The sequence below is a fragment of the Pedobacter sp. AW31-3R genome (assembly GCF_052180285.1).
Taxonomy (GTDB): domain Bacteria; phylum Bacteroidota; class Bacteroidia; order Sphingobacteriales; family Sphingobacteriaceae; genus Pedobacter.
In genome coordinates, this window is the sequence record NZ_CP197475.1 from 5,856,768 (window position 1) to 5,879,807 (window position 23,040).

Below are 23,040 nucleotides of genomic sequence, written 5' to 3' on the forward strand. Positions count from 1 at the left end.
GACGTAGTTGTACTACATTTTGCATATTTTTGAAATGTTAGAGTTGTTTTTTAATAAAATGCTTTAATCACGCCGCCGACCTGGTCGGTAGCTTTCCCCATTAGCAAAGGGTCTTCGAAAACTGTAGCTAAGGGAGAAAAGAATGACCGTTCCCTTTTGGGGAGCGGTTTTTTATGGTATGGTCAAGGTCTAAATCATCATCCTCCTTTTTTCGTTATGGTAATTATTCTACCCTTGATCTTGTAGTGCAGATGTGTAGTGTTGCAAATAATGTCCAGCGTATGGGCCAAAGGATCCGTACCTTTTACAATCAGGGAAACATGGTACTTTGCGATCTTACGCTCCTGGAAATTGATTTTTACATTATACCAGCGTTCCAGGTTTTCTGCAATGTCACCAACTGAAGCGGCAACGAAGGTCATTGTTCCGTCTTTCCAATCCCTTACCCCCTCTGCGTCTATCCTATCAACTGCCGCTGTTTGAGTTTTCACGTTCCATTTCACCTCTTGTCCCGGTATCAGCACTGCCAATGACTGCAATGAATCCGTACCGGCTATTTTCCTGCCCACCTGCACTTTTCCGGTTGCTACTGATACGCTCAAGTCTTTACCATCAAATGCGTTAACTTTAAAGGAGGTTCCCAAAACTTTGGTCTGCACTTCGCCGGTATGAATAATAAAAGGGTGGGTGTGGTCTTTGGTGATCTCAAAAAATGCTTCACCCGTCAAAGAAATTTCCCGGTTGCCTGCACCAAATTTTTCGGGGTACCTGATGCGGCTGTCTGCACCTAAATAAACAACCGAACTGTCCGGCAACAAGATTTTTGAGCGCTGTCCCCTGGGATTTAGCGTTTCGAGCATGGCGATTGCGGCTTCTTTTTTCCCGGCTATTCTATCTCCATTGAAAAAATACAGACCTATACTAAGCATTAAAATGCAGGCGGCAGCATATCCCAGCCAGGGACGACGCCACATCGGGCGAACGGGCGAAGCGATGTATTTTTCCTGGAAACGCCTGTTCCAATCTTTACTAAGCCTGTCATCCGGCAGTCCGACTTCAAAATTTCTGAAATCCTCTTCCAACAGCTCGTCAAGTGCCTGTTGCCATTCGGGTTTCAGCAGGAAATTTTTCACCAGCCTGGTTTCTTCCGCATTGCATTTGCCCTGCACAAACCTGACCAGTAACTTCCTGCCCATTGATTCTTCCATATTAAAACTCTTATTAAGCGTCTCTGAAAGGTATACCGTAAGAAACAGGAAAGTTCCGGGTGCCAAAATTCATTTACTTTAGAGAATAATCATAAAACAATGATTATCAGTTAAATAAAATAATAAAAAAAATGAATCAGTTTTAGGGGCAGGACAAGCGGCTAACCGGAAAATGGGAATATTAGAAAGTGAAAAGGACAAGGATCAGAAGGGTAATATCGGTATGTTTCCTGAGGTAGTTCCTGACGTGCAAAACGGATTCACTCAGATAGGAATCCACCGTTTTGACAGAAATATTAAGCTCAACAGCGATCATTTTATAGCTCATGCCCTGTTCCTGCCGCATCTCGTAGACCAGTCTTTTTTGGGAACTCAGATAAGCAAGGCTGGCCTGGTAGAGATCCCCCAGCTCGGCAGCAAGAAGCTTATCGTCGGATTGTGCGGGATGTCCCGGTTCCTTGGTGATCTCTGCGATATCGACCAGGGCTATCCTTTTTTTGCGGTAGTTGTCAACAATGGCCGCCTTCAGGGTATGAAATAGAAAAGGAGCAATAGAGACTTGTTCCTGCTCGAGTTCTGCTCTTTTTTGCCAAACCTTGAGCATCATATCCATCACCAGTTCCTCGGAAAGCTCTGGATCATTGGTATGTCTGATGGCGAACTGATGGAGCTTGTAAAAGTGGAGCTTAAATAACTGGTCAAAAGCCTTATTGTCCCCGTTTTTCCAACCGGAAATCAACTCATACTCGCTTTTGGATTTTGGAAACATGATGACCTATATGATAGGTCCAAAAGTACAGCACAGGCGATAACAGCGCATTAAACCTATGTTAACTAATTATTAACAACAATCAGAATCAGCCAATTTCTCCTTTTCTTGTCCTCCTGTTTTACAGTAAGGTAAAAACGAATCAAGACCAAAAGTTGTGGGGAGCATGTTAAAGTAGATATAAATCCGTGTTCACCTCTATAAGAAGAATTTGATCTTTCTCCTCCACCTGAATTGACTTCTAATCGCTTTGAGTTTTTGCATTAATTTTCTATAGAAATAGCATCTAAGCAGCTTGAGAATTGATCACCATTTTTTACTCTTACACATTCATCTTGCTCAAAAATATCAATGATGCCCCCACAGTACCGGGAAGCAAATACGAAGCCTCCAAAAAAGCAGATTGATTTTAAATCGGGAACAGGTGTAGATTTTATGTGCTTATCAGAACTTACAAAAAGAAACATACAATCCGTTATTAATTATTTTAATATCATATATGTCATAAATTTAAATCAAACAAACACAGATTTTAAGTAATTGTATTTACTATCTGTTCGATACGTCCTCGGTCAGAGAGCGACTCAGGTGTATATTATTTCCGTGAAAAGTCCGTGTAAAAATAACTAGTGTTTTTTACACGCTCAAAAGTCGCAGTCAACTCGCAGCTGACACGCAGCTTGCCCGAGGACATATCGAACAATTTTAAACCCATTACCAAGTTCTAAATACAGCCAATCACAAACTATTGCCAGTTTTGCGCAAAATGAAAATACTTCATATAATGACCTCTGAGCGAATTAATAATTCAGCACAGGTTACAATATAAATGCTAGCATTTAAGTGCACAGCAAAGCTTTAAATAGCCTAAAAACGTAAAATCATCAATTCTTATACAGCGCCCGGCACAATAGTCGACATCTATCACCGGATTGAGGTGGTTTCTGATCAATTACAAATCCGTTTACCCTACATATTTCCATGGTCAGGGATCGAGAAAATTTCAGTCTGATTTGTATTTTTAATACAGCTGCCATCCGCTGAGCTATAGTTAACCAATAGTTAAATAAAAAGAAATCATATCTTCAGCATCAAAATCTGTATTCCTTCCTCTTTCTGGACGGACTTTGATTCAGTTTATTTGAGACAGGATCATTAAGTATAAAACACAACAGGTGTTCATCTCGTGATCACCTCGGGAGAGTTCAACACTTTCAAGCTGAACATCTTGCCTCTGCCCACAACTTTTGACCTTGATCCACAGCCACTTGATCCCAAGTTTTGGGCTTTGGTACAAAACAAAAAACCCGCTCTACTTTCGTAAAGCGGGTGATGTAGCCCGTAGGGGAATCGAACCCCTATTTCCAGAATGAAAATCTGGCGTCCTAACCGGTAGACGAACGGGCCATTTGAAGCGACCAACCTTTACAGGTTCTGCTTCTCCTGGGTAGCGGGGACCAGACTCGAACTGATGACCTTCGGGTTATGAGCCCGACGAGCTACCAACTGCTCCACCCCGCACTATATGTTCAACTGCTTCCTACGAAGCCAATGTATCCATTTAAAAAATAAAATCCGCTCTACTCACATAAAGCGGATTTTTGTAGCCCGTAGGGGAATCGAACCCCTATTTCCAGAATGAAAATCTGGCGTCCTAACCGGTAGACGAACGGGCCTTTTCAAAACAGCTAACCTTTGCAGGCGCTGCTTCTCCAGGTAGCGGGGACCAGACTCGAACTGATGACCTTCGGGTTATGAGCCCGACGAGCTACCAACTGCTCCACCCCGCACTATTTATCAACTTAAATCACTAAAAGAATAAATCTTCCTTTGTTTTAAATTGGTCTGCAAAGATATATTTCGTTTCTTTGCAATGCAAATTTATTTTAAAAAATATTCAATGTCGCATAAAGCAGGTTTTGTAAGCATAATTGGTAAGCCAAATGTGGGTAAATCCACGTTAATGAATGCCCTGGTAGGGGAAAAACTCTCCATCATCACACCTAAGGCCCAGACTACACGTCACCGTATTCTTGGAATAGTAAATGAAGAAGATTTTCAGATTGTATTTTCTGACACTCCCGGCATCATCAAACCACGCTACGGACTACAGGATTCCATGATGAATTTTGTAAAGGGAGCTTTAAGTGATGCTGACTTAATCCTGTTTGTTACAGACATCAATGAACAGCATGATGAAAATGATGTGCTGGAAAAAATCATTACTTCTACCATCCCAATGATTGTACTGATCAATAAGATTGACGGGGCAACACAGGAACAGGTAGATGAAAAACAGGCATACTGGCAGGAACTGCTGAAACCAAAACATATTTTCGCCATTTCTGCCCTCCATAAATATAACCTGGAAGGAATTATGCCCATGGTACTGGATTACCTTCCTGAACATCCCGCCTATTATGATAAAGAAGAACTGACCGATAAAACCCAGCGTTTCTTCGTCTCTGAGATCATCAGGGAAAAAATCTTCAACAACTATCAGAAAGAAATCCCTTACAGCACCGAGGTAATTATTACAGCGTTCAAGGAAGAAGAAAAGCTGACACGCATCAGTGCCGAGATCATTGTGGAACGCGACTCGCAAAAAAACATCCTGATTGGCAAGGGCGGCTCCATGTTAAAAAAGGTTGGTACTGAAGCCCGTAAGGATATTGAGAAGTTTTTAGACCAGAAAGTATTCCTCGAAACCTTCGTTAAAGTACTGCCAGACTGGAGAAGTAAAAAGAATTATTTAAAAAGTTTCGGGTACGAAAATTAAACCTACCTTTGCAACCCCTTAATAATTAATACAATTAATAAAATACATGAGTAATATTATCGCAATCGTCGGAAGACCAAACGTAGGCAAATCTACCCTTTTTAACCGCTTAACTGAAAGTCGTAAAGCAATTGTAGATGATTTCAGTGGTGTAACGCGTGATCGCCATTATGGCACCGCAGAATGGACACACAAACAATTTACCGTTATTGATACCGGTGGTTATGTGGCCAATTCTGAGGATGTTTTTGAAGCCGCTATACGTGAACAGGTAATTATTGCTATTGAAGAAGCTTCTGTTTTACTATTTATGGTAGATGTAACTACCGGTATTACAGATCTTGACGATGAAATAGCACAATTACTGCGCAGAAGTAAAAAACCGGTTTTTACCGTTGTAAATAAAGTAGACAACAATGCTTTGGAAAACGAAGCAGCAGTATTCTATGGCTTTGGTCTGGGAGATATCTATTCGATCTCTTCTATGTCCGGATCCGGAACAGGTGATTTACTGGATGATGTGATCGCTCACTTTGAGGATGACGTTATTGAAGAAAATGCATTACCGAAATTAACTATCGTTGGAAGACCAAATGTTGGAAAATCTTCTTTAATCAATGCCCTGATGGGTAAGGAAAGAAACATTGTAACCCCTATTGCAGGTACTACACGTGACTCTATCCACATCCACTATAACCAGTTCGGACATGAATTTATGTTTATTGACACTGCTGGTCTCCGCAAAAAGACCAAGGTGAAAGAGAACATAGAGTTTTACTCTGTCATGCGTACCATTAAAGCCCTTGAAGAGGCTGATGTGGTCATTCTGATGGTAGATGCCGTGGAAGGATTAGAGTCGCAGGATGTGAATATCTTCCACCTTGCAGAGAAAAACAAAAAAGGTATCGTGATCCTGGTGAATAAATGGGACCTGGTAGAAAAGGATAATAAAACGATGAAGGCCTTCGAAGACCAGATCCGTACAAAACTACAGCCTTTCACTGATGTGCCGATCGTATTTACTTCAGTGCTGAACAAACAACGTATTCATAAAGCTGTTGAAGTAGCCCTGGAGGTATTCCAGAACAGAAGCAAAAAAGTTCCTACTTCCAAACTGAATGATGTGATGCTGCCAATCATTGAAAACTATCCTCCACCAGCATTGAAAGGTAAGTATATCAAGGTAAAATATGTAACCCAGATCAATGCATCGTCACCCATGTTCGCTTTCTTCTGTAACCTTCCCCAATATATAAAGGAACCGTACAAACGTTTCATTGAGAATAAATTACGTGAGCACTTCGACTTTTCCGGGGTACCGATCCAGATCTATTTCAGACAAAAATAAGAAGGATTGTTTCAAGCAAAAAATTAAGATCAGCTGCTGATAAAAATGACAGTATGGATTATTGCAAGGCGGATAAAGCCTGCTTTACCATGCTGTCATTTAGGTTTACAGCCTTATAATAACCGGCTTCCCCTAAATGGTATTTAAATAGCAATGCCTTTAGATCTGAGCAGATCATGGGTTTTGAGGCAGACAGCTGTTTATAATCAATCGCCATCTTTTTGTGCTGAATGAACCGCACGAAGTCTTTATAATCTTCTTCCTTAATATTGAACGATAGCAGGTTTTGTTCCAGATAGGAAGCTTTATACCTGTTGGCCAGCACATCAAATACATAATCGAAGATGAGTTTTTGGGAAAGCAGTGTATTGTAAAATTTATTCATTCCCGTCGTATCCATTTTCACATAGATATCAGGCTGAATACCCCCACCTCCAAAAACCTTTTTCCCCATGCCGGTTACAAATACAGTGCTCTTCGCAAGGGTATCTTTTGTACTGAGTGATTTTTCAGTTAACTCTCCGTCAGCAAAACGGTCTTCTATCTCATTCTGATAAGCAGTATACCCCTTTTTATAGGATTTCTGGATGCTTCTTCCAAGCGGGGTATAATACCTGGCAATCGTTAAGTTTAAGGCAGAGCCATCTCCAAAGGGAAATTGTTCCTGTACCAAACCTTTACCAAAGGAACGGCGGCCAATAATCACCCCCCTGTCCAGATCCTGTACTGCACCAGCAAGGATTTCACTCGCAGAAGCAGAATTTTCATTGATCAGAATGGCCAGTTTTCCATCTTCAAATTCCCCTCCACCGGTAGCAATATAATCTGTCCGTGGTTCATGCTTGCCCTGTGTATAAACAATCAGCTTGTTCTCCGGCAGCAATTGGTTCGCCAGTCCGGTTGCGGCAGTCAGGTACCCACCACCATTATCACGAAGGTCAAGGATCAGCTTTTTCATTCCCTGTACCTTGAGTGTCCTTACCGAAGAGATGAAATCTTTATCCGTATTTGCACCAAATTCACTGATCCTGATATAACCGGCATCGGGACTGATCATATAAGCGGCATCAATACTGCTCACATTCACACGTCCACGTTTAATATTCATTAATACCGGCAAAGTATTCCCGGAATGCAGCACCAGTAATTGTACAGACGTTCCCTTACGTCCCTTAATCCTTCCGATCATCTTTTCGCGCGGCAGGTGTTTTCCACTGACAAACAGGCTGTCAATCCTCAGGATTTTATCTCCAAGTTTTAATCCCGCAGCAAAGGCTGGACCGTCTTTAATGACATTGGTCACGAGTAAGGTATCTTTCAGCACATAATATTCTATGCCTATCCCATCAAAACTTCCGTCAAGTAATTCCATTTGTTCGTCAGCTGTAGCTGGCGGCAGGTAAACGCTATGCGGGTCGAGCTGGTGCAAAAGGCTATCAATCTCCCCACGGCTCAGGGTGTCTGCATTAATTTCATCCACATAATTCCTGTTGATGAGGTTAATGATCTGATCCACCTTTTCAGCATTGTTGTCAGCAAACTGTACATTACGCTCAAAAGTGAAGCCCTGATCCTTTAAAAACTTGTAACCCAAGAACATCCCGCCAATTAAAGTGACAGAATACGTAAGGGCTATCAAAAGATTTTGACGGGTAGTTGGTTTCATGGATGAGCTGTTTTGCAAAGCTATAAAATTACAGTGTCATTATTAATTAACCGTTCGTATTTATATTTTGTTTTTTTTCAATCCAACTCATTTTCACTGATAATCAACGGAGTTCCCTTTTTCATCTGTAGTTTTGTATTCAGATTTCATGATTAAAAAGAAATTGACGATTTTTACAAAGCTATACCTGGGAGGAAGCTCAGCTTTTTTCACAATTGAAGGATAAACTCAAAATAAAACTATGATACGCGTAACCGAACAGGACTCAACATACCATGACATTGACCAGATGAGTGTAATGGATATCCTCAGAAGCATCAATAATGAGGATAAAACGGTTCCACTCGCTGTAGAACAATGTCTCCCACAAATTGAAAAGCTGGCGACTGCAGTTGCGGAAAGAATGAAAAATGGGGGACGTCTTTTTTATATTGGTGCAGGCACCAGTGGCCGTCTGGGCGTGGTTGATGCCTCTGAGTGCCCACCTACTTTTGGTGTGCCTTTCGATGAGGTTGTCGGCATTATTGCCGGAGGTGACAAAGCCATCAGGAAAGCGGTAGAAAATGCAGAAGATGACGATCAGCAGGCCTGGGCCGACCTGAGCGAATTTAATATCAATGAAAAAGACTGTCTGGTGGGGCTTGCCGCATCAGGCACAACTCCCTATGTGATCGGTGGATTACAAAAAGCCGCTGCGCAGCAGGTACTCACGGGGTGTATTGTCTGCAATGCAGGTAGTCCGGTAGCTGCAGCCAGTGAATTCCCGGTGGAAGTGGTTGTGGGACCAGAATTCCTGACAGGCTCCACCCGGATGAAATCCGGAACAGCCCAAAAGCTTGTCCTCAACATGCTCAGCACCACGGTAATGATTCGGTTGGGCCGCGTGAAAGGCAATAAAATGGTAGATATGCAGTTAACCAACCATAAACTGGTGGACAGGGGAACGCAAATGGTGATGAATGAATTAAATATTGCTTACCAGGAGGCCGAAGCCTTACTGATCCGTTATGGAAGTGTAAGAAAAGCAGTACTGGCCGGCACTAAAACAAAAGAATAATGCACGAAATAGAACCCTATTACCGTTGGCGCGACGACTATATTGCCGCCGAAGATCCGCGATCTCCGTTTTTCAATACGGAATATTCAGAGTTTTACTTCGATAAGCAGCTGTATAATTTCTTAATCCATCCCCAGTGGGACGATTTCGGCTCTTCCACCCTTTACATCAAAGTCCTTTATGTAGATTATGACCACAGCTATGCAATCATAGAATTCATAGGGGAATGGAATGATGCCATTTCAAATGATATTATGCTATTGAAACGTGAAATCCTGGAACTCATGATAGATGAAGGCATCAATAAGTTTATTCTTATTGGAGAAAATATCCTGAACTACCATTCCTCGGAAGAAGACAGCTATTATGAAGAGTGGTTCCAGGATGTGGAAGACGGCTGGATTTCAGGAATCAACTTTAACCCGCATGTGATTGAGGAATTCAGGAGCAGCAACATTGATTACTATATCAATTTTGGTGGTGAACTTGACGATTTGGCATGGAGGACACTTAAACCCTTACAGTTTTTCAGGAAAGTTGAAGAAATTCTGACAAAAAGACTAGGGGCATAACTTTTGCTTAGATCAATAGAACTTGTATATTTAAATATAATTTTAAAAAGAAATGGATAACAATAATTATAACTGGTCAGAAAAGTCCGTATTTGTAGAAAATCAGACAGGCGCAGTAGCGAAAAAATTCTTTGCTAACGTGTTTTTATGGATGTTTATCGCTTTAGGTATTTCAACTGTAGCTTCGGTTTACATGGCAAATACCCCCGAAATGTTAAGTTACCTGATTAAGGCTGATGGTAAAGGATTATCAATATTGGGTTACGTAGCGATGTTCGCTCCGCTGGGATTGGTTTTACTCATGAGTGCCGGATTAAGTAAAATGTCTTATAGTGCACTGATTGGGGTTTTCATCCTATACTCCTTGCTTACCGGTGTGAGCTTAAGCTTTATCCTGCTGATTTATACCACAGGATCAGTTATCGGCTGTTTTGCCGCTGCTGCTGGTATCTTCGGCCTGATGGCAGTCCTTGGTTATACCACAGATACTGACCTGAGTAAATTCGGCCCTATCCTGATGGTAGGTGTAGTAGGTTTAATCATTGCGAGTGTGGTGAATATGTTCCTTCAAAGTTCAACCTTCGATTATATCATGAGCTTCGTAGGTGTGGCAATCTTTACTGCCTTAACCGCTTATGATGTGCAGAAACTAAAAAGAATTGGTGCAGGCATCGAAGAAAACGGCGATAGCATCGCAGCTGATGACAGCAAGAAATTAGCGATCATGGGTGCTTTATCCCTGTACCTTGACTTCCTGAACATCTTCCTGTTCTTATTGAGAATATTTGGCGGAAGAAAATAGTCACACGACAATTTACAGTATATGATACCGAAAGCCACGCAGTTTTGCGTGGCTTTCGCAATTTTATGGGGTTTAACCCGCTAATACTTGGAATTGATTTTTCTTTATTGCATTTTTGTATTCGCTTATAAAGAAAGACGGAGGGATTAGACCCAACGATGTCTTAGCAACCTGTGCTTACAAGGTGCTACATTCTACTCGAACATCATGTATGTTCCTGAAAGATAAGTTAGAGTCGGTCCATCACGGAATTCTCATAAGCCTATATTAGTACCTTTTTACTTCGCATCATCTATTGTCATTCAAAACAAATGGACATGCGCCTGTACAAAAGCCTACGCATTAACTGATATAATGAGCATTAGAGAAGAGTTAGAAAAGCGAATATTAATTATTGATGGTGCTATGGGTACCATGATACAACGCTATGTCCTTACAGAAGAAGACTTCAGGGGCGAGCGTTTTAAAAACCACCCATGTGATGTGAAAGGGAACAATGACCTGCTGAACATCACCCGCCCTGATATTATCAAAGCTATACACCTTGAATACCTGAAAGCCGGTACTGATATTATTGAAACCAATACCTTCAGTACGCAACGCATTTCCCTGGCCGATTACCAGATGGAAGAGCTGGACTATGAGATGAGCTATGAAGGAGCAAGAGTTGCCAAAGAAGCGGTAACAGAATTTATGGCAGCCAACCCTGGCCGTAAATGTTATGTAGCCGGTGCTATAGGTCCTACAAACAGGACACTCTCTCTGTCTCCTGATGTCAATGATCCGGGATACCGGGCACTAACCTTTGATGAGCTTCATGATGCCTATTACGAACAGGTTAAAGGTTTAATAGATGGCGGTGCAGACCTGCTCCTGATTGAAACCATTTTCGATACACTGAATGCCAAGGTAGCGATTTTTGCCATCAAAAAATATGAGGAAGTGATTGGCCGTAAAATAGAGATCATGATCTCCGGAACCATTACCGATGCTTCCGGAAGAACACTTTCAGGACAAACGGTAGAGGCATTCCTGAATTCTGTTGTCCATGCAAAACCTTTAAGTATCGGTTTTAACTGTGCTTTAGGTGCCAAAGATATGAGGCCGCATATTGAAGAACTTTCCGCAAAGGCGGGATGTTTTGTCTCTGCCTACCCGAATGCCGGTCTGCCGAATGAATTTGGTGCCTATGATGAAATGCCCAATGAAACCGCTACACTGGTAGATGATTTTATTCAGCATGGATTTGTAAATATTGTAGGTGGTTGTTGTGGCACCACACCAGAGCATATCGCTGCCATCGCTGCCAAAGCTAAACATATAAACCCACGAAAAATACCTGTCCTGGAACGTTACATGCGTTTAAGCGGACTGGAGCCGGTAACCATCACTCCGGAAAGCATGTTTGTCAATATTGGGGAAAGGACCAATATTACCGGATCCCCGAAATTCTCCAAATTAATCCTGAGTGGTGACTATGAAGCGGCCCTTGCCGTTGCGCGCCAGCAGGTGGAAGGCGGAGCCCAGGTGATCGATGTGAATATGGATGAAGGAATGCTCGATTCCGAGGCGGCAATGACGAAATTCTTAAACCTCATTGCCTCAGAACCGGATATTTCTAAACTGCCGATCATGGTCGACTCCTCTAAATGGAGCGTTATTGAACACGGCCTGAAATGTCTGCAGGGAAAAGGTATCGTCAACTCTATTTCGCTGAAAGAGGGAGAAGAAAAATTCAGGGACAGTGCCCGCAAAATCATGAATTATGGTGCCGCAGTGGTGGTCATGGCTTTTGATGAAAACGGACAGGCAGATAACTTTGAACGCAGAAAAGAGATCTGTAAGCGCTCTTATGATATTCTGGTAGATGAAATTGGCTTCCCTGCGGAAGATATCATCTTTGACCCGAATATCTTAACCGTTGCAACCGGTCTCGAAGAGCACAATAATTATGCGGTTGATTTCATCAATGCCACGAGATGGATCCGTGAGAACCTCCCCTATGCGAAAGTTAGCGGCGGGGTTTCCAATATTTCCTTCTCTTTTAGAGGGAACAATACCGTTCGTGAAGCCATGCACTCTGCATTTCTGTTCCATGCCATTAAAGCGGGCCTGGGAATGGGTATCGTGAATGCCGGAATGCTGGAAGTGTATGAGGCTATTCCGAAAGAGCTGCTGGAACGCGTAGAAGATGTATTGTTAAACCGCAGGGAAGATGCTACCGAACGTCTGGTAGACTTCGCTGAAACCGTAAAATCTAAAGGCAAAGAACTCGTAAAAGACGAGGAATGGAGAAAAGAATCCGTGGAATCGCGTTTATCCCATTCCCTAGTTAAGGGAATTATAGAATACCTGGATGACGATGTGGAAGAAGCAAGACAGAAATATCCACGCCCTATTCATGTGATCGAAGGCCCTTTAATGGATGGGATGAATATTGTAGGCGACCTTTTTGGTGCCGGAAAAATGTTCCTGCCACAGGTGGTGAAGTCTGCACGTGTCATGAAAAAAGCCGTAGCGTATCTCCTCCCCTTTATTGAGCAGGAAAAGCTGGATAATCCGGATGGTGACCAGAGTTCTTCCGCTGGAAAAATATTGCTGGCCACTGTAAAAGGAGATGTGCACGATATCGGAAAAAATATTGTCGGGGTCGTACTGGCCTGTAATAACTTTGAGATTTTTGATCTTGGGGTCATGGTGCCTGCACAGGAAATCATTAAAAAAGCCAAAGAAATTAATGCCGATATCATCGGATTGAGTGGCCTGATTACCCCTTCATTAGATGAAATGGTTCATTTTGCCAAAGAAATGGAACGTGAAGGATTTACGGTGCCACTGCTGATTGGCGGAGCAACAACTTCCCGAATTCACGCTGCAGTAAAGATAGCCCCGAATTACTCTGGTGCAGCAATCCACGTACTTGATGCCTCAAGAAGTGTTACGGTGTGCAGTACACTGATGAACCCAGATGCACGTGTGGCTTATATGGATACCATCAGGGAGGAATATGACAAGGCACGCGAAGCCCATTTAAATAAACGGTCAGACAAGCGTTTCAAAACCATTGAAGAAGCCAGGAAAGATAAATTTCAGATCGACCCTGCACTCGTGGCTCCTGCCCCTGCTTTCACCGGAACAAAAACCTTTGAAGATTACCCGCTGACGGAACTCGTTCCCTACATCGACTGGACACCATTTTTTCATACCTGGGAATTGAGGGGCAGTTATCCGAAAATATTCAATGATAAATCAGTAGGTGATGAGGCCCAAAAGCTTTTCGATGATGCACAGGTATTGCTAAAAAGAATTGTGGATGGAAAGTTATTGACGGCAAAAGCTGTCATTGGATTCTGGCCGGCAAATGCTGTCGGTGATGATATCCTGCTGGAAGCTGAAGGCCAGGCGATCACCATACATACCCTCAGACAACAGGCGGAAAAAGTCGCAGGACAACCGTATTATGCATTATCGGATTTTGTTGCCCCAAAAGAATCGGGAGTACAGGATTACTTCGGGGGGTTCGCCTTAACCACAGGTATCGGCTGCGATGAGCTGGTCGCTGAATTTGAAGCCAATCATGACGATTACAACAGCATCATGGCAAAAGCTCTGGCAGACCGCCTGGCGGAAGCCTTTGCTGAGCGTATGCATGAGCTGGTACGTAAAGAATACTGGGGGTATGCGCAGGATGAGCAGCTCAGCAATGAAGACCTGATCAAAGAAGAATATGCAGGTATACGGCCTGCCCCAGGATATCCGGCCTGTCCGGATCATACCGAAAAGGAAACCCTTTTTGAGTTGCTGGGTGCGGAAAAGAAAATCGGACTGCGTCTGACAGAAAGTTTTGCCATGTACCCTACCGCAGCAGTCAGCGGATTCTATTTTGCACACCCGCAGTCCAGGTATTTCGGCCTTGGTAAAATCACCAAAGACCAGGTAGAAGACTATGCCCTGCGTAAAGAAATGTCACTCGAAGATACCGAAAGATGGCTTAGCCCTAATTTAGCCTATTAACCTATACCATGAAACCGCCATTAGCATACCACCTACCCATACAATGAACCTGCTGATGATCGCTTCATCACCTTTAAAAAGAAACCTTCACTGATGAAAATCACCGACCATATTATTAACGCAAAGGGTAAAACCCTGTTCTCTTTTGAATTATTACCGCCTATTAAAGGACAAAGTATTAAAGGTATTTTTGATGCAATTGACCCTTTAATGGAGTTTAATCCTCCATTTATAGATGTCACCTATCTCAGGGAAGATTATATTTATAAACAGCATGAAAATGGATTGCTGGAAAAAGTAGCCTACCGGAAACGCCCAAGTACTGTCGCTACCTGCGCTGCGATAATGAATAAATATAAGGTAGATGCTGTCCCGCATTTAATTTGTGGGGGCTTCACTAAAGATGAAACAGAAAATGCACTGATCGACCTGCAGTTTTTAGGGATAGACAATGTACTTGTTCTACGTGGAGATGCCCGGAAAAGTGACAGCATGTTTATTCCGACACCAAATGGACATGCCTATGCTTCTGACCTGGTACAACATGTAGGGGATATGAACAATGGCCGTTACCTGCATGATGATATGGAAAGCTCGGAAAAAACTGATTTCTGTATCGGTGTTGCCGGTTATCCTGAAAAACACTTTGAATCCCCTAACCTGGATACCGACTTTAAATACCTTAAACTTAAAGTCGACATGGGTGCAGATTTTATTGTCACACAAATGTTTTTTGATAACAATAAATATAAAGAATTTGTAGACAAATGCAGGGCAAATGGAATCATGGTACCTATCATTCCGGGACTTAAACCGATCACCAACAGCAAGCAACTGATGAGTTTACCAAAAACCTTTCACCTGGATATTCCCCTGGCCTTAAGTGAGGCTATACAAGCCTGTAAGAATGAAAAAGAGGTGAAAGAAGTGGGTATCGAATGGATGATCAACCAGGGTAAAGAATTAAGGGAAATGGGTGCCCCGGTATTACATTTCTACACCATGGGAAATCCGGAACCGACAAAACGAATCGCCCGCGCTATATTCTAATATCAGGTTAATTTATCTTTAACTATTATTTTTGGCAGATTCTTTGTACATTTCCTACATTACCTATTTAAAGAAAAAGGTTATGAGAAAAGTGGCAATATTAGTTCTTGCTATACTCAGTACGCTTTCAGCATGCAATACGCTGAAGAATGCTGTTGAAGCAAGTTCTGATTTATCAAAGTTAGGCGGTACCTGGCAACTGGATTATATTTCCGGCCCAAGGATAGCGTTTAACGGTTTATACCCGGGAAAGATACCGCAAATGGCATTTGATATACAGGGAAAGAGGGTTAGCGGAAACAGTAGCTGTAACGGCTTCTCAGGCAAGCTCGTGGCAGATGATACCTCCATTAGCTTTAATGAACCTCTGGCTTCCACAAAAATGGCGTGCCCAGGTGAAGGAGAAGCCATCTTCTTCGAAACACTAAAGAAAGTAAATAAATATACCATCACAGGCGATACTACGCTTAATTTCCTGAGTGGCGATATTGCCATCATGCGTTTCAGAAAGATAAAATAAGCTATCCTACCCATATTGAAAGGAGTGGATGAGGACGGAACAATTGAAAATACCTTCTAAGGGTGTAGGTGTGAAACCAAGGGATAAATAAGTAAAAACAATAAAAAGAGGGTGACCATGTGAAAATGATACACCCTCTTCAATGCATTACCTGCTTTACAACAACTGCCTAGGCCTCATCTGCTGTCAGCAAAAAAGTTTTAAAGGCTGAAAAATCGACCTCCATCGCTGTTGCCTGTTTAGTCTTGCTTTTTAGGACTTCCACCTGCTCAGGGATATCAATTTTGGCCGCCATCTCCGCATTGAAAATATCAGGAAACTTACACGCATGGGCAGTAGAAAGGAATACAAATGCAGATGTTCCCGCTACATCCGGATACTGCTTACGGTAGTCCTGAATAGCTAGCCATGCAATTGCAGTATGTGGACAAGCAATATAATTAAATGCAGAATAGATGTCCGTAATCCCTTTAACCGTCTCTTCATCAGTGTAACGGAAACTGCTTACCAATTCCTTCACCTTATCCCTGTCGCCTTTAAACAGGTCCATAATCCTCACCCAGTTGCTTGGTGCACCTACATCCATCGCATTGGAATAAGTCTGTACAGATGGCCGCGTTTCATACACACCCGATTCAAGGAAACGTGGTACAGTATCATTTACATTCGTGGCCGCAATAAATTGTGAAACCGGCAGTCCCATTTGATAAGCCAGTAATCCGGCAGCAATATTTCCGAAATTCCCACTCGGAACAGAAAATACGATTTTTCTCTTCCCTGCCCTGTAAAGCTGTGCTACGGCATTGAAATAATAAAACGTCTGGGGAATCAGGCGGGAAATATTTATAGAATTGGCTGAAGTAAGCCTCATTTTACGGTTCAGCTCTTCATCAGCAAAAGCCTGTTTCACCAACAGTTGGCAATCGTCAAAGGTGCCATCAATTTCTATCGCCCTGATATTTTGTCCGTTGCTGCACAATTGCAGCTCCTGAATATCACTCACTTTTCCTTTGGGGTATAAGATCGTTACCCTGGTATTGGGAACACCAAGAAATCCCAGAGCCACAGCACCTCCGGTATCTCCTGAGGTAGCCACAAGTACATCCAGCAAAGCTTCATCTTCCTTCAGGAAATAGCCCATGATACGGCTCATAAAACGTGCACCGAAATCTTTAAAAGCCAGTGATGGCCCATGAAATAACTCCAAGACATAGGTATTGTCATCCAATGGCTGTACAGGAGCAGCAAAATTGATGGCCTCATCAATGATCGCTTTCAGGTCATCTGCCGGAATATCATCCTGAAGTAATGCGGAAGCTACTTTATAGGCAATTTCAGGAAGGGTATACCGATCCAGGTGCTGAAGAAACTCTTCATCAAGCACAGGAATGAAAGTTGGCATATATAAGCCTTTATCCAAAGGCATGCTGTTAAAAACAGCAGATTGGAAATCTACCCTCAAATCAGGGTTATTGGTACTGTATAATTTCATCAGTATTATGTTTTAATCAAGTACTACCGGTCCTTTTTTATTCACCGATGATACAAATGAGAGACTGTTTATCTGGATATCTTTTAATAATTTTTGAAGCGCCTGTGTGATTAAATGCGCTGTCCCCTCGTCTTTGGTGAGGGCAAAAACAGAAGGACCGGAACCCGAAATTCCGAAACTTATGGCTCCCATTTCCATAGCGATACTGCGCATTTTGTAAAACTCAGGGATCAGGATAGAACGTGTTGGCTCTACCAATCCGTCAACCATACTGCGGCCGATCAGATCGTAGTCTTTCATAAACAGACCTGTCACGAGTCCGGCTACATTCCCCCATTGTTTTACAGCATCCTTCAGCAATACTTTGGAACGGATCATCTGACGGGCATCTTTAGTAGGTACATCTACTTCCGGGTATACAATTGCAGCATACAATTCCTCTGGAAAAGGCAGGGCAATCACATCCAGGGGCTCATAACTTCTGATCAGTACAAAACCTCCCAGCAATGCGGGAGCAACATTATCCGCATGTCCATAACCGCAGGCCAGCTCTTCGCCTTTCATGGCAAAAGGTACCAGCTCCATATTCGTTAGCTGGTGATCAAATAGGGCATTCACGGCGAACAATCCGGCTACCGTACTGGCCGAGCTGGAACCCAGTCCGCTGCCAATAGGCATTTTCTTGTGCAGCTCAATATCAATCCCTACGTCTGTACGCCCAATATGTTTCAGGTAGTCCTGCACACTTGCACTCACCGTATTCTTATCAGGATTCAAAGGCAGTCGCCCTTCGTCACCTGTTATTTTTGAAATGATTACTCCAGGCTTATCCGTAATACGCATAATCACCTCATCACCAGGCTCATTCACCGCGAATCCCAATACATCGAATCCACAGACTACATTTGCCACAGTTGCGGGAGCAAAAACCTTTATCGAATTTTTCATCAGTAAATATTTGTTTTTTATCGGTTATGAAGCGATCATAAGCTTATTCATTGCTGTTTGTTAGCGGTAAGCTTATGATGGTTTCATCAGTAAATATTTGTTTTTTATCGGTTATGAAGCGATCATAAGCTTATTCATTGCTGTTTGTTAGCGGTAAGCTTATGATGGTTTCATCAGTAAATATTTGTTTTTTAAAGGTTAAACTATTTTTTACCTACATTGATGATATCAGCAAATACACCAGCGGCAGTAACTTCAGCTCCTGCTCCGGGGCCTTTAATCACCAGCGGACGCTCTTTGTAACGGTCAGTAATAAAGGATATGATATTATCACTACCTGAGAGCATATAGAACGGATGCGAATCATCCACCATCTGTAAAGTAATGGTAACTTTTCCAGCTTCCAGCTTACCAATATAACGTAAGACTTTCCCTCCATCCGCAGCCTGTTTTTTCAGGTCTTCAAAATAAGCAGCATTATTTTCCAGCTCCTGGTAGAAATCAGCCACACTCTCTGCCGCCAGACATGCCGGAGGTAACATGCTCTGAATCTCTACGTCAGCCTCCTCCAATGGATAACCTGCATCACGGGCAAGAATCAGCATTTTACGCATAAAATCCTTTCCGTTCAGGTCATCACGCGGATCAGGCTCAGTATATCCATTGTCCTGCGCCTCTTTTACAATTTCATGAAAGCGTGCTTCGCCTTTGAAATTGTTGAAGATATAGGATATGGTACCCGACAGGATCGCTTCAATGCTAAACAGGTTGTCGCCACTTAACATCAGGTCTTTTAGCGTCCTGATGATGGGTAGCCCCGCACCTACGTTGGTTTCATAGTAAAAATCAACGCCGTATTTTCTTGCGGCATTCTTAAAGGCTGCATATTGTTCATAATCTGCAGAGTTACCTATTTTATTACAGGTGACTACAGAAATACTTGATTCCAGGATTTCTTTATAAAAATGAACAGGGTAGCTGCTTGCAGTATTGTCTACAAATACACAGTTAGGCAGGTTCATGGCCTTCATCTGCTGCACAAATTCTTTTAAATCGGCCGGCTCAGCATAAGTATTCAACTCATTTTCCCAGTTGACCAAATCAATGCTTTCCTGGTTCAGGTACATCTGACGGGTATTGCTGATTCCCATCACCTTTACTTCCAGGTCATTGTTCTTTGCAAGGAGCGGACTTTGGATCAGCAGCTGACTGAACAGGGTTTTACCGATATTTCCTGTTCCGAGGCAGAAAATATGAAGTGTTTTCTTCAGGTTAGCGAAGAATGCATCATGTACTGCGTTCACTGCTTTCGACAAATCAGTTTTTGAAATGATCACAGAGATATTGTATTCTGAAGAGCCCTGTGCAATGGCACGTACATTGATCCCGTTTCTGCCCAATGCATTGAACAACTTGCCCGACATGCCGGGAGTATGTTTCATATTCTCCCCCACAACGGCCAATACCGATAATCCATTTTCTACTTCAGGATACTCCAGTTTTTTCGCCTGTAATTCCAGTTCAAACTCTTTACTGATCAGCGCAAGGGCCTTCAGCGCATCTGCAGGTTTTACCGCGAAAGTAATGCTGTGTTCAGAAGAGGATTGTGTAATTAAAACCACATTGATCTGTTCACGGGACAGCAGTGAGAACAAACGTCCGCTGAATCCTGCTTTACCCACCATACCACTTCCCGACAGGTTCAGTATGCTGATTTCATCAATTGACGAAATGCCTTTGATCGGGAGTTCTGAGGCATGTGCACCATGCCTGATATAGGTACCTTCGAAGCCTGGATTAAAAGTATTTTTAATTACAATAGGGATCTTTTTAAGAAAGGCCGGGATCATGGTAGGCGGATAAATGACCTTCGCACCGAAGTAGGATAACTCCATCGCCTCGGTATAACTTAATTCTGGCAGGGAGAATGCCTTTTCTACGATCCTTGGATCGGCAGTTAACATCCCGTCCACATCTGTCCAGATTTCAATCTGGTCGACATGGAGTGCCGAACCCCATATGGCGGCAGTGAAATCACTTCCTCCCCTGCCCAATGTCGTAATCCTGCCTTCATTGTTACTGGCAATAAATCCGGTCACGAATAAAAGCTGGGTACTGTTCGCCTGGTAAAAGTCCTGGATCAGCATTTCTGTAAGCTCCGTATTTACTTTTGCCTGTCCGAAATTGCTATCTGTTTTAATCAGTTCCGCACCATCAACCGCTACAGCAGCAGGGAAGTGCTGTCTGGCGATATGGCTGACCATAAAGGTAGAGCAGCGTTCGCCGTAGCTCAGGATCAGATCTTTGGTCTGCGGACTTAACTCTTTAAGGTGATATACCGAAGAAAGAATATCTTCAAGTTCATTGAAATAGATTTTAAGTTTGGTGAATACAGGATTCTGGGCTGAAGCTGGCAGCAGCGTTTTCACTACGTGGAAATGCTTCTCTTCGATCTCTTTTAAATCCGCTGTATAATCTCCGGCGGCAAGTGCTTTTTCAGCCATTGCCTGCAACAGGTTAGTTACGCCGTGCATGGCAGATAACACAACAACGGGATGCTCTTCATCGCCGGACTTTAGCAGGATATCAATCAGGGTACGGATACTGTCCGCCGAACCTACCGATGTTCCTCCAAATTTTAAAATCTTCATAACTTTTTCTTCAAGTGTTTATTTATTATTCTTCAGGTACTAAGTCTGCAGGGGCTGCTGAGCGTTTCATGTGGTTAAGCTCCTGCGGGTTATTTGTAAAAAAAAACGCGCCTTCCTGTTTAGAGGAAGGCGCGTTTTGTGGTTTTTATATTTTTCATTACCCCATTACTTCACCTGCCTCCGGAATTCCCCGGTGGTGGTAATAATAATGGATGTAATCATTGAATTATTTATCATATTGTGTACAGCAATCGTATCTGTTTTTGCTATACCGTAAAGTAAAGTTATATTTTCATCAATATCAAGTGATTTAACAAAAAAATTTTGAAAAGCTGCGGCGCTGGTAGGTATCCTCCTTTTTTACTTACCTTTACTGCATAATAATATGCAGGGATTAGTAATAAAATCAACAGGGAGCTGGTACCAGGTACATGGGGAAGACGGCGGGAATTATGATTGCAGGATTAAAGGAAAATTCCGGATTAAAGGAATTCAGACCACCAATCCTATAGCAGTTGGCGATCAGGTGGAGTTTGAGATGGAACCCAATGCGGATACCGGGGTTATTTTTAAACTTCATGAAAGAAAAAATTACATCATCAGGAAGTCTATCAACCTGTCCAAACAGGCGCAGATTATTGCAGCCAACCTTGACCAGGCCTTCCTGGTAGTTACTTTAGTCTCTCCGCGAACTTCCTTAGGATTTATCGACCGCTTTCTGGTCACTGCCGAAGCCTACCGCATTCCGGCGGTATTGATCTTCAATAAGCTGGATCTTTTCAATGAAGATGGTCTGGCCGTTCTGGCAGAATATAAAAGCATTTATGAAAACATCGGATATCCCTGTTATGAGGTTTCTGCCCTGGAGGGAACAAACATTCCTTTGATAGAAAGTTTGTTAAAAGATAAAACCACACTGTTCTCCGGACACTCCGGTGTCGGCAAATCAAGTTTGATCAATGCCCTTTTACCCGACAGAAATATAAAAACAGGAGAAATATCGGAATCGAGTGATAAAGGGCAGCATACCACCACCTTCGCGGAAATGCATACCCTCCCCTTTGGTGGTTACCTCATTGATACCCCGGGCATCAGGGAGCTGGGTATCTACGATATCAAACCGGAAGAATTAAGTCATTATTTCAGGGAAATGATGGAGACCATGCATTTGTGTAAATTCCACAATTGCCGGCACATCAATGAACCCGGCTGTGCCGTATTAAAGGCTATAGAAAACGGAGACATCGAACTGAGCAGGTATGAAAGCTACCTGAGTATGTATCATGGTAACGAAACCAGGGCCTAAATAAACGATCACCTCAAAAAAACAAGTATCTGTCCACATGAGAGCTGTTATACAAAGAGTAACTGAAGCATCCTGCAAAGTAGAAGGAAAAATTACCGGTGCCATAGAGAGCGGATTCCTGGTATTACTGGGTATTGAAGATGCCGATGGGCAGGAAGACCTGGAATGGCTGGCACAAAAGATCGTTAACATGCGCATTTTCAGTGATGAAAATGGACTGATGAACAAATCGTTATCAGATATTGACGGCAATATTTTACTGGTCAGCCAGTTTACCCTATTTGCCTCCACAAAAAAAGGAAACAGACCTGGCTTCACCAGGGCAGCAAGACCCGAAAAAGCGATTCCATTATATGAAGCGATGATTGAAAAACTGGATACTTTATTGTTACGCAAAGTAGAAACAGGGATATTTGGTGCGGATATGAAAATCAGTTTGGTGAATGATGGGCCAACGACTATCCTCATCGACACAAAAACCAAGGAGTAAAGCATTACTAAACCCAAAATACAGTAAAAATCAGGATATGACGATAAAGGAAGCACAGGAAGCAGTGGACCAATGGATAAATACCACGGGAATCCGTTATTTTAATGAACTCACCAACACTGCTATTTTAATGGAAGAAGTGGGTGAAGTCGCCCGCATCATGTCACGCAGATATGGAGAACAATCCTTTAAGAAAAGTGATGAAGCGGTGGATCTTGGTGATGAAATGGCAGATGTGATGTTTGTCCTCATCTGTCTGGCTAACCAGACGGGGATCAACCTGACTGAGGCACTGGAGAAAAATATGGTCAAGAAAAGTATCCGGGATGCCGACCGGCATAAAAACAACGAGAAATTAAAATAATGCC

At 42.7% G+C, this 23,040-nt stretch carries 17 protein-coding genes, 4 tRNA genes and 1 riboswitch; of the genes, 11 read left to right on the top strand and 10 right to left on the bottom strand.

From position 1 onward, the window contains the following. Positions 1–197 precede the first annotated feature (197 nt). The 6 genes from ACSBL2_RS23890 to ACSBL2_RS23915 form a co-directional block, all read right to left on the bottom strand. On the bottom strand, positions 198–1,208 hold the full coding sequence (locus tag ACSBL2_RS23890) for a FecR family protein (protein WP_442589065.1): 1,011 nt from the start codon (positions 1,206–1,208) through the stop codon (positions 198–200). A gap of 181 nt (positions 1,209–1,389) precedes the next feature. Continuing rightward, entirely contained in the window at positions 1,390–1,977 is a 588-nt protein-coding gene (locus tag ACSBL2_RS23895; protein ID WP_442589066.1) for an RNA polymerase sigma factor, read from the bottom strand. Positions 1,978–3,312: 1,335 nt separating this feature from the next. Then, positions 3,313–3,384, bottom strand: a tRNA-Glu gene (locus tag ACSBL2_RS23900). Positions 3,385–3,421: 37 nt separating this feature from the next. Continuing rightward, positions 3,422–3,498, bottom strand: a tRNA-Met gene (locus ACSBL2_RS23905). Positions 3,499–3,581: 83 nt separating this feature from the next. Further along, positions 3,582–3,653 (bottom strand) — tRNA-Glu (locus ACSBL2_RS23910). A 41-nt stretch (positions 3,654–3,694) separates the two neighbouring features. Then, positions 3,695–3,767: transfer RNA gene (locus ACSBL2_RS23915), tRNA-Met, on the bottom strand. 110 nt (positions 3,768–3,877) lie between these two features. Between ACSBL2_RS23915 and era the strand changes: the two genes are divergently transcribed. Further along, positions 3,878–4,756, top strand: a complete 879-nt coding sequence (gene era, locus ACSBL2_RS23920; RefSeq protein WP_442589067.1) for a GTPase Era — start codon at positions 3,878–3,880, stop codon at positions 4,754–4,756. A 46-nt stretch (positions 4,757–4,802) separates the two neighbouring features. Next, positions 4,803–6,104, top strand: a complete 1,302-nt coding sequence (der, locus tag ACSBL2_RS23925; protein WP_442589068.1) for a ribosome biogenesis GTPase Der — start codon at positions 4,803–4,805, stop codon at positions 6,102–6,104. 58 nt (positions 6,105–6,162) lie between these two features. On the opposite strand, the gene ACSBL2_RS23930 is transcribed toward der, so the two are convergent. Beyond that, on the bottom strand, positions 6,163–7,770 hold the full coding sequence (locus tag ACSBL2_RS23930) for a S41 family peptidase (protein WP_442589069.1): 1,608 nt from the start codon (positions 7,768–7,770) through the stop codon (positions 6,163–6,165). A gap of 241 nt (positions 7,771–8,011) precedes the next feature. On the opposite strand from ACSBL2_RS23930, the gene murQ reads away from it, so the two are divergent. The 6 genes from murQ to ACSBL2_RS23960 all read left to right on the top strand — a co-directional run bounded on the left by murQ (position 8,012) and on the right by ACSBL2_RS23960 (position 15,785). Further along, the gene (gene murQ, locus ACSBL2_RS23935) at positions 8,012–8,827 is read left to right on the top strand and encodes an N-acetylmuramic acid 6-phosphate etherase (RefSeq protein WP_442589070.1); all 816 of its coding nucleotides are present in this window, start codon (positions 8,012–8,014) and stop codon (positions 8,825–8,827) included. Continuing rightward, positions 8,827–9,399: a hypothetical protein gene (locus ACSBL2_RS23940; RefSeq protein ID WP_442589071.1), complete on the top strand. Its 573-nt coding sequence runs from the start codon at positions 8,827–8,829 to the stop codon at positions 9,397–9,399. The genes murQ and ACSBL2_RS23940 overlap by 1 nt, the downstream gene beginning before the upstream one ends. 52 nt (positions 9,400–9,451) lie before the next feature. Continuing rightward, the gene (locus ACSBL2_RS23945; RefSeq protein WP_442589072.1) at positions 9,452–10,201 is read left to right on the top strand and encodes a Bax inhibitor-1/YccA family protein; all 750 of its coding nucleotides are present in this window, start codon (positions 9,452–9,454) and stop codon (positions 10,199–10,201) included. A gap of 122 nt (positions 10,202–10,323) precedes the next feature. Beyond that, positions 10,324–10,432, top strand: a riboswitch (SAM riboswitch). A gap of 123 nt (positions 10,433–10,555) precedes the next feature. Continuing rightward, positions 10,556–14,215 (top strand): methionine synthase, encoded by a 3,660-nt coding sequence (gene metH, locus ACSBL2_RS23950; RefSeq protein WP_442589073.1) that lies wholly within the window; start codon positions 10,556–10,558, stop codon positions 14,213–14,215. Between the two features lie 93 nt (positions 14,216–14,308). Then, on the top strand, positions 14,309–15,265 hold the full coding sequence (metF, locus tag ACSBL2_RS23955) for a methylenetetrahydrofolate reductase [NAD(P)H] (protein WP_442589074.1): 957 nt from the start codon (positions 14,309–14,311) through the stop codon (positions 15,263–15,265). 82 nt (positions 15,266–15,347) lie between these two features. Next, a complete protein-coding gene (locus ACSBL2_RS23960; RefSeq protein WP_442589075.1) occupies positions 15,348–15,785 on the top strand; it encodes an META domain-containing protein in 438 nt (145 codons plus the stop codon). Positions 15,786–15,954: 169 nt separating this feature from the next. On the opposite strand, the gene thrC is transcribed toward ACSBL2_RS23960, so the two are convergent. From thrC to thrA, 3 genes are all read right to left on the bottom strand, one after another. Further along, positions 15,955–17,277 carry a threonine synthase gene (gene thrC, locus ACSBL2_RS23965; protein ID WP_442589076.1) on the bottom strand — a complete coding sequence of 441 codons (1,323 nt, stop codon included), beginning with the start codon at positions 17,275–17,277 and terminating at the stop codon, positions 15,955–15,957. Positions 17,278–17,289: 12 nt separating this feature from the next. Continuing rightward, positions 17,290–18,225, bottom strand: a complete 936-nt coding sequence (locus tag ACSBL2_RS23970) for a homoserine kinase (RefSeq protein ID WP_442589077.1) — start codon at positions 18,223–18,225, stop codon at positions 17,290–17,292. A 203-nt stretch (positions 18,226–18,428) separates the two neighbouring features. Continuing rightward, positions 18,429–20,876: a bifunctional aspartate kinase/homoserine dehydrogenase I gene (gene thrA / locus ACSBL2_RS23975; RefSeq protein ID WP_442589078.1), complete on the bottom strand. Its 2,448-nt coding sequence runs from the start codon at positions 20,874–20,876 to the stop codon at positions 18,429–18,431. 385 nt (positions 20,877–21,261) lie between these two features. Here thrA and rsgA point away from each other — a divergent pair, with 385 nt between their 5' ends. From rsgA to ACSBL2_RS23990, 3 genes are read left to right on the top strand one after another with little or no spacing between them, the layout of a single operon-like run. Further along, positions 21,262–22,182: a ribosome small subunit-dependent GTPase A gene (gene rsgA / locus ACSBL2_RS23980; RefSeq protein WP_442589079.1), complete on the top strand. Its 921-nt coding sequence runs from the start codon at positions 21,262–21,264 to the stop codon at positions 22,180–22,182. 37 nt (positions 22,183–22,219) lie between these two features. Next, positions 22,220–22,672, top strand: a complete 453-nt coding sequence (dtd, locus tag ACSBL2_RS23985) for a D-aminoacyl-tRNA deacylase (protein WP_442589080.1) — start codon at positions 22,220–22,222, stop codon at positions 22,670–22,672. A 37-nt stretch (positions 22,673–22,709) separates the two neighbouring features. After that, positions 22,710–23,036, top strand: coding sequence for a nucleotide pyrophosphohydrolase (locus ACSBL2_RS23990; protein WP_442589081.1), 327 nt, complete (start codon positions 22,710–22,712; stop codon positions 23,034–23,036). The last annotated feature ends 4 nt before the right edge of the window (positions 23,037–23,040 follow it).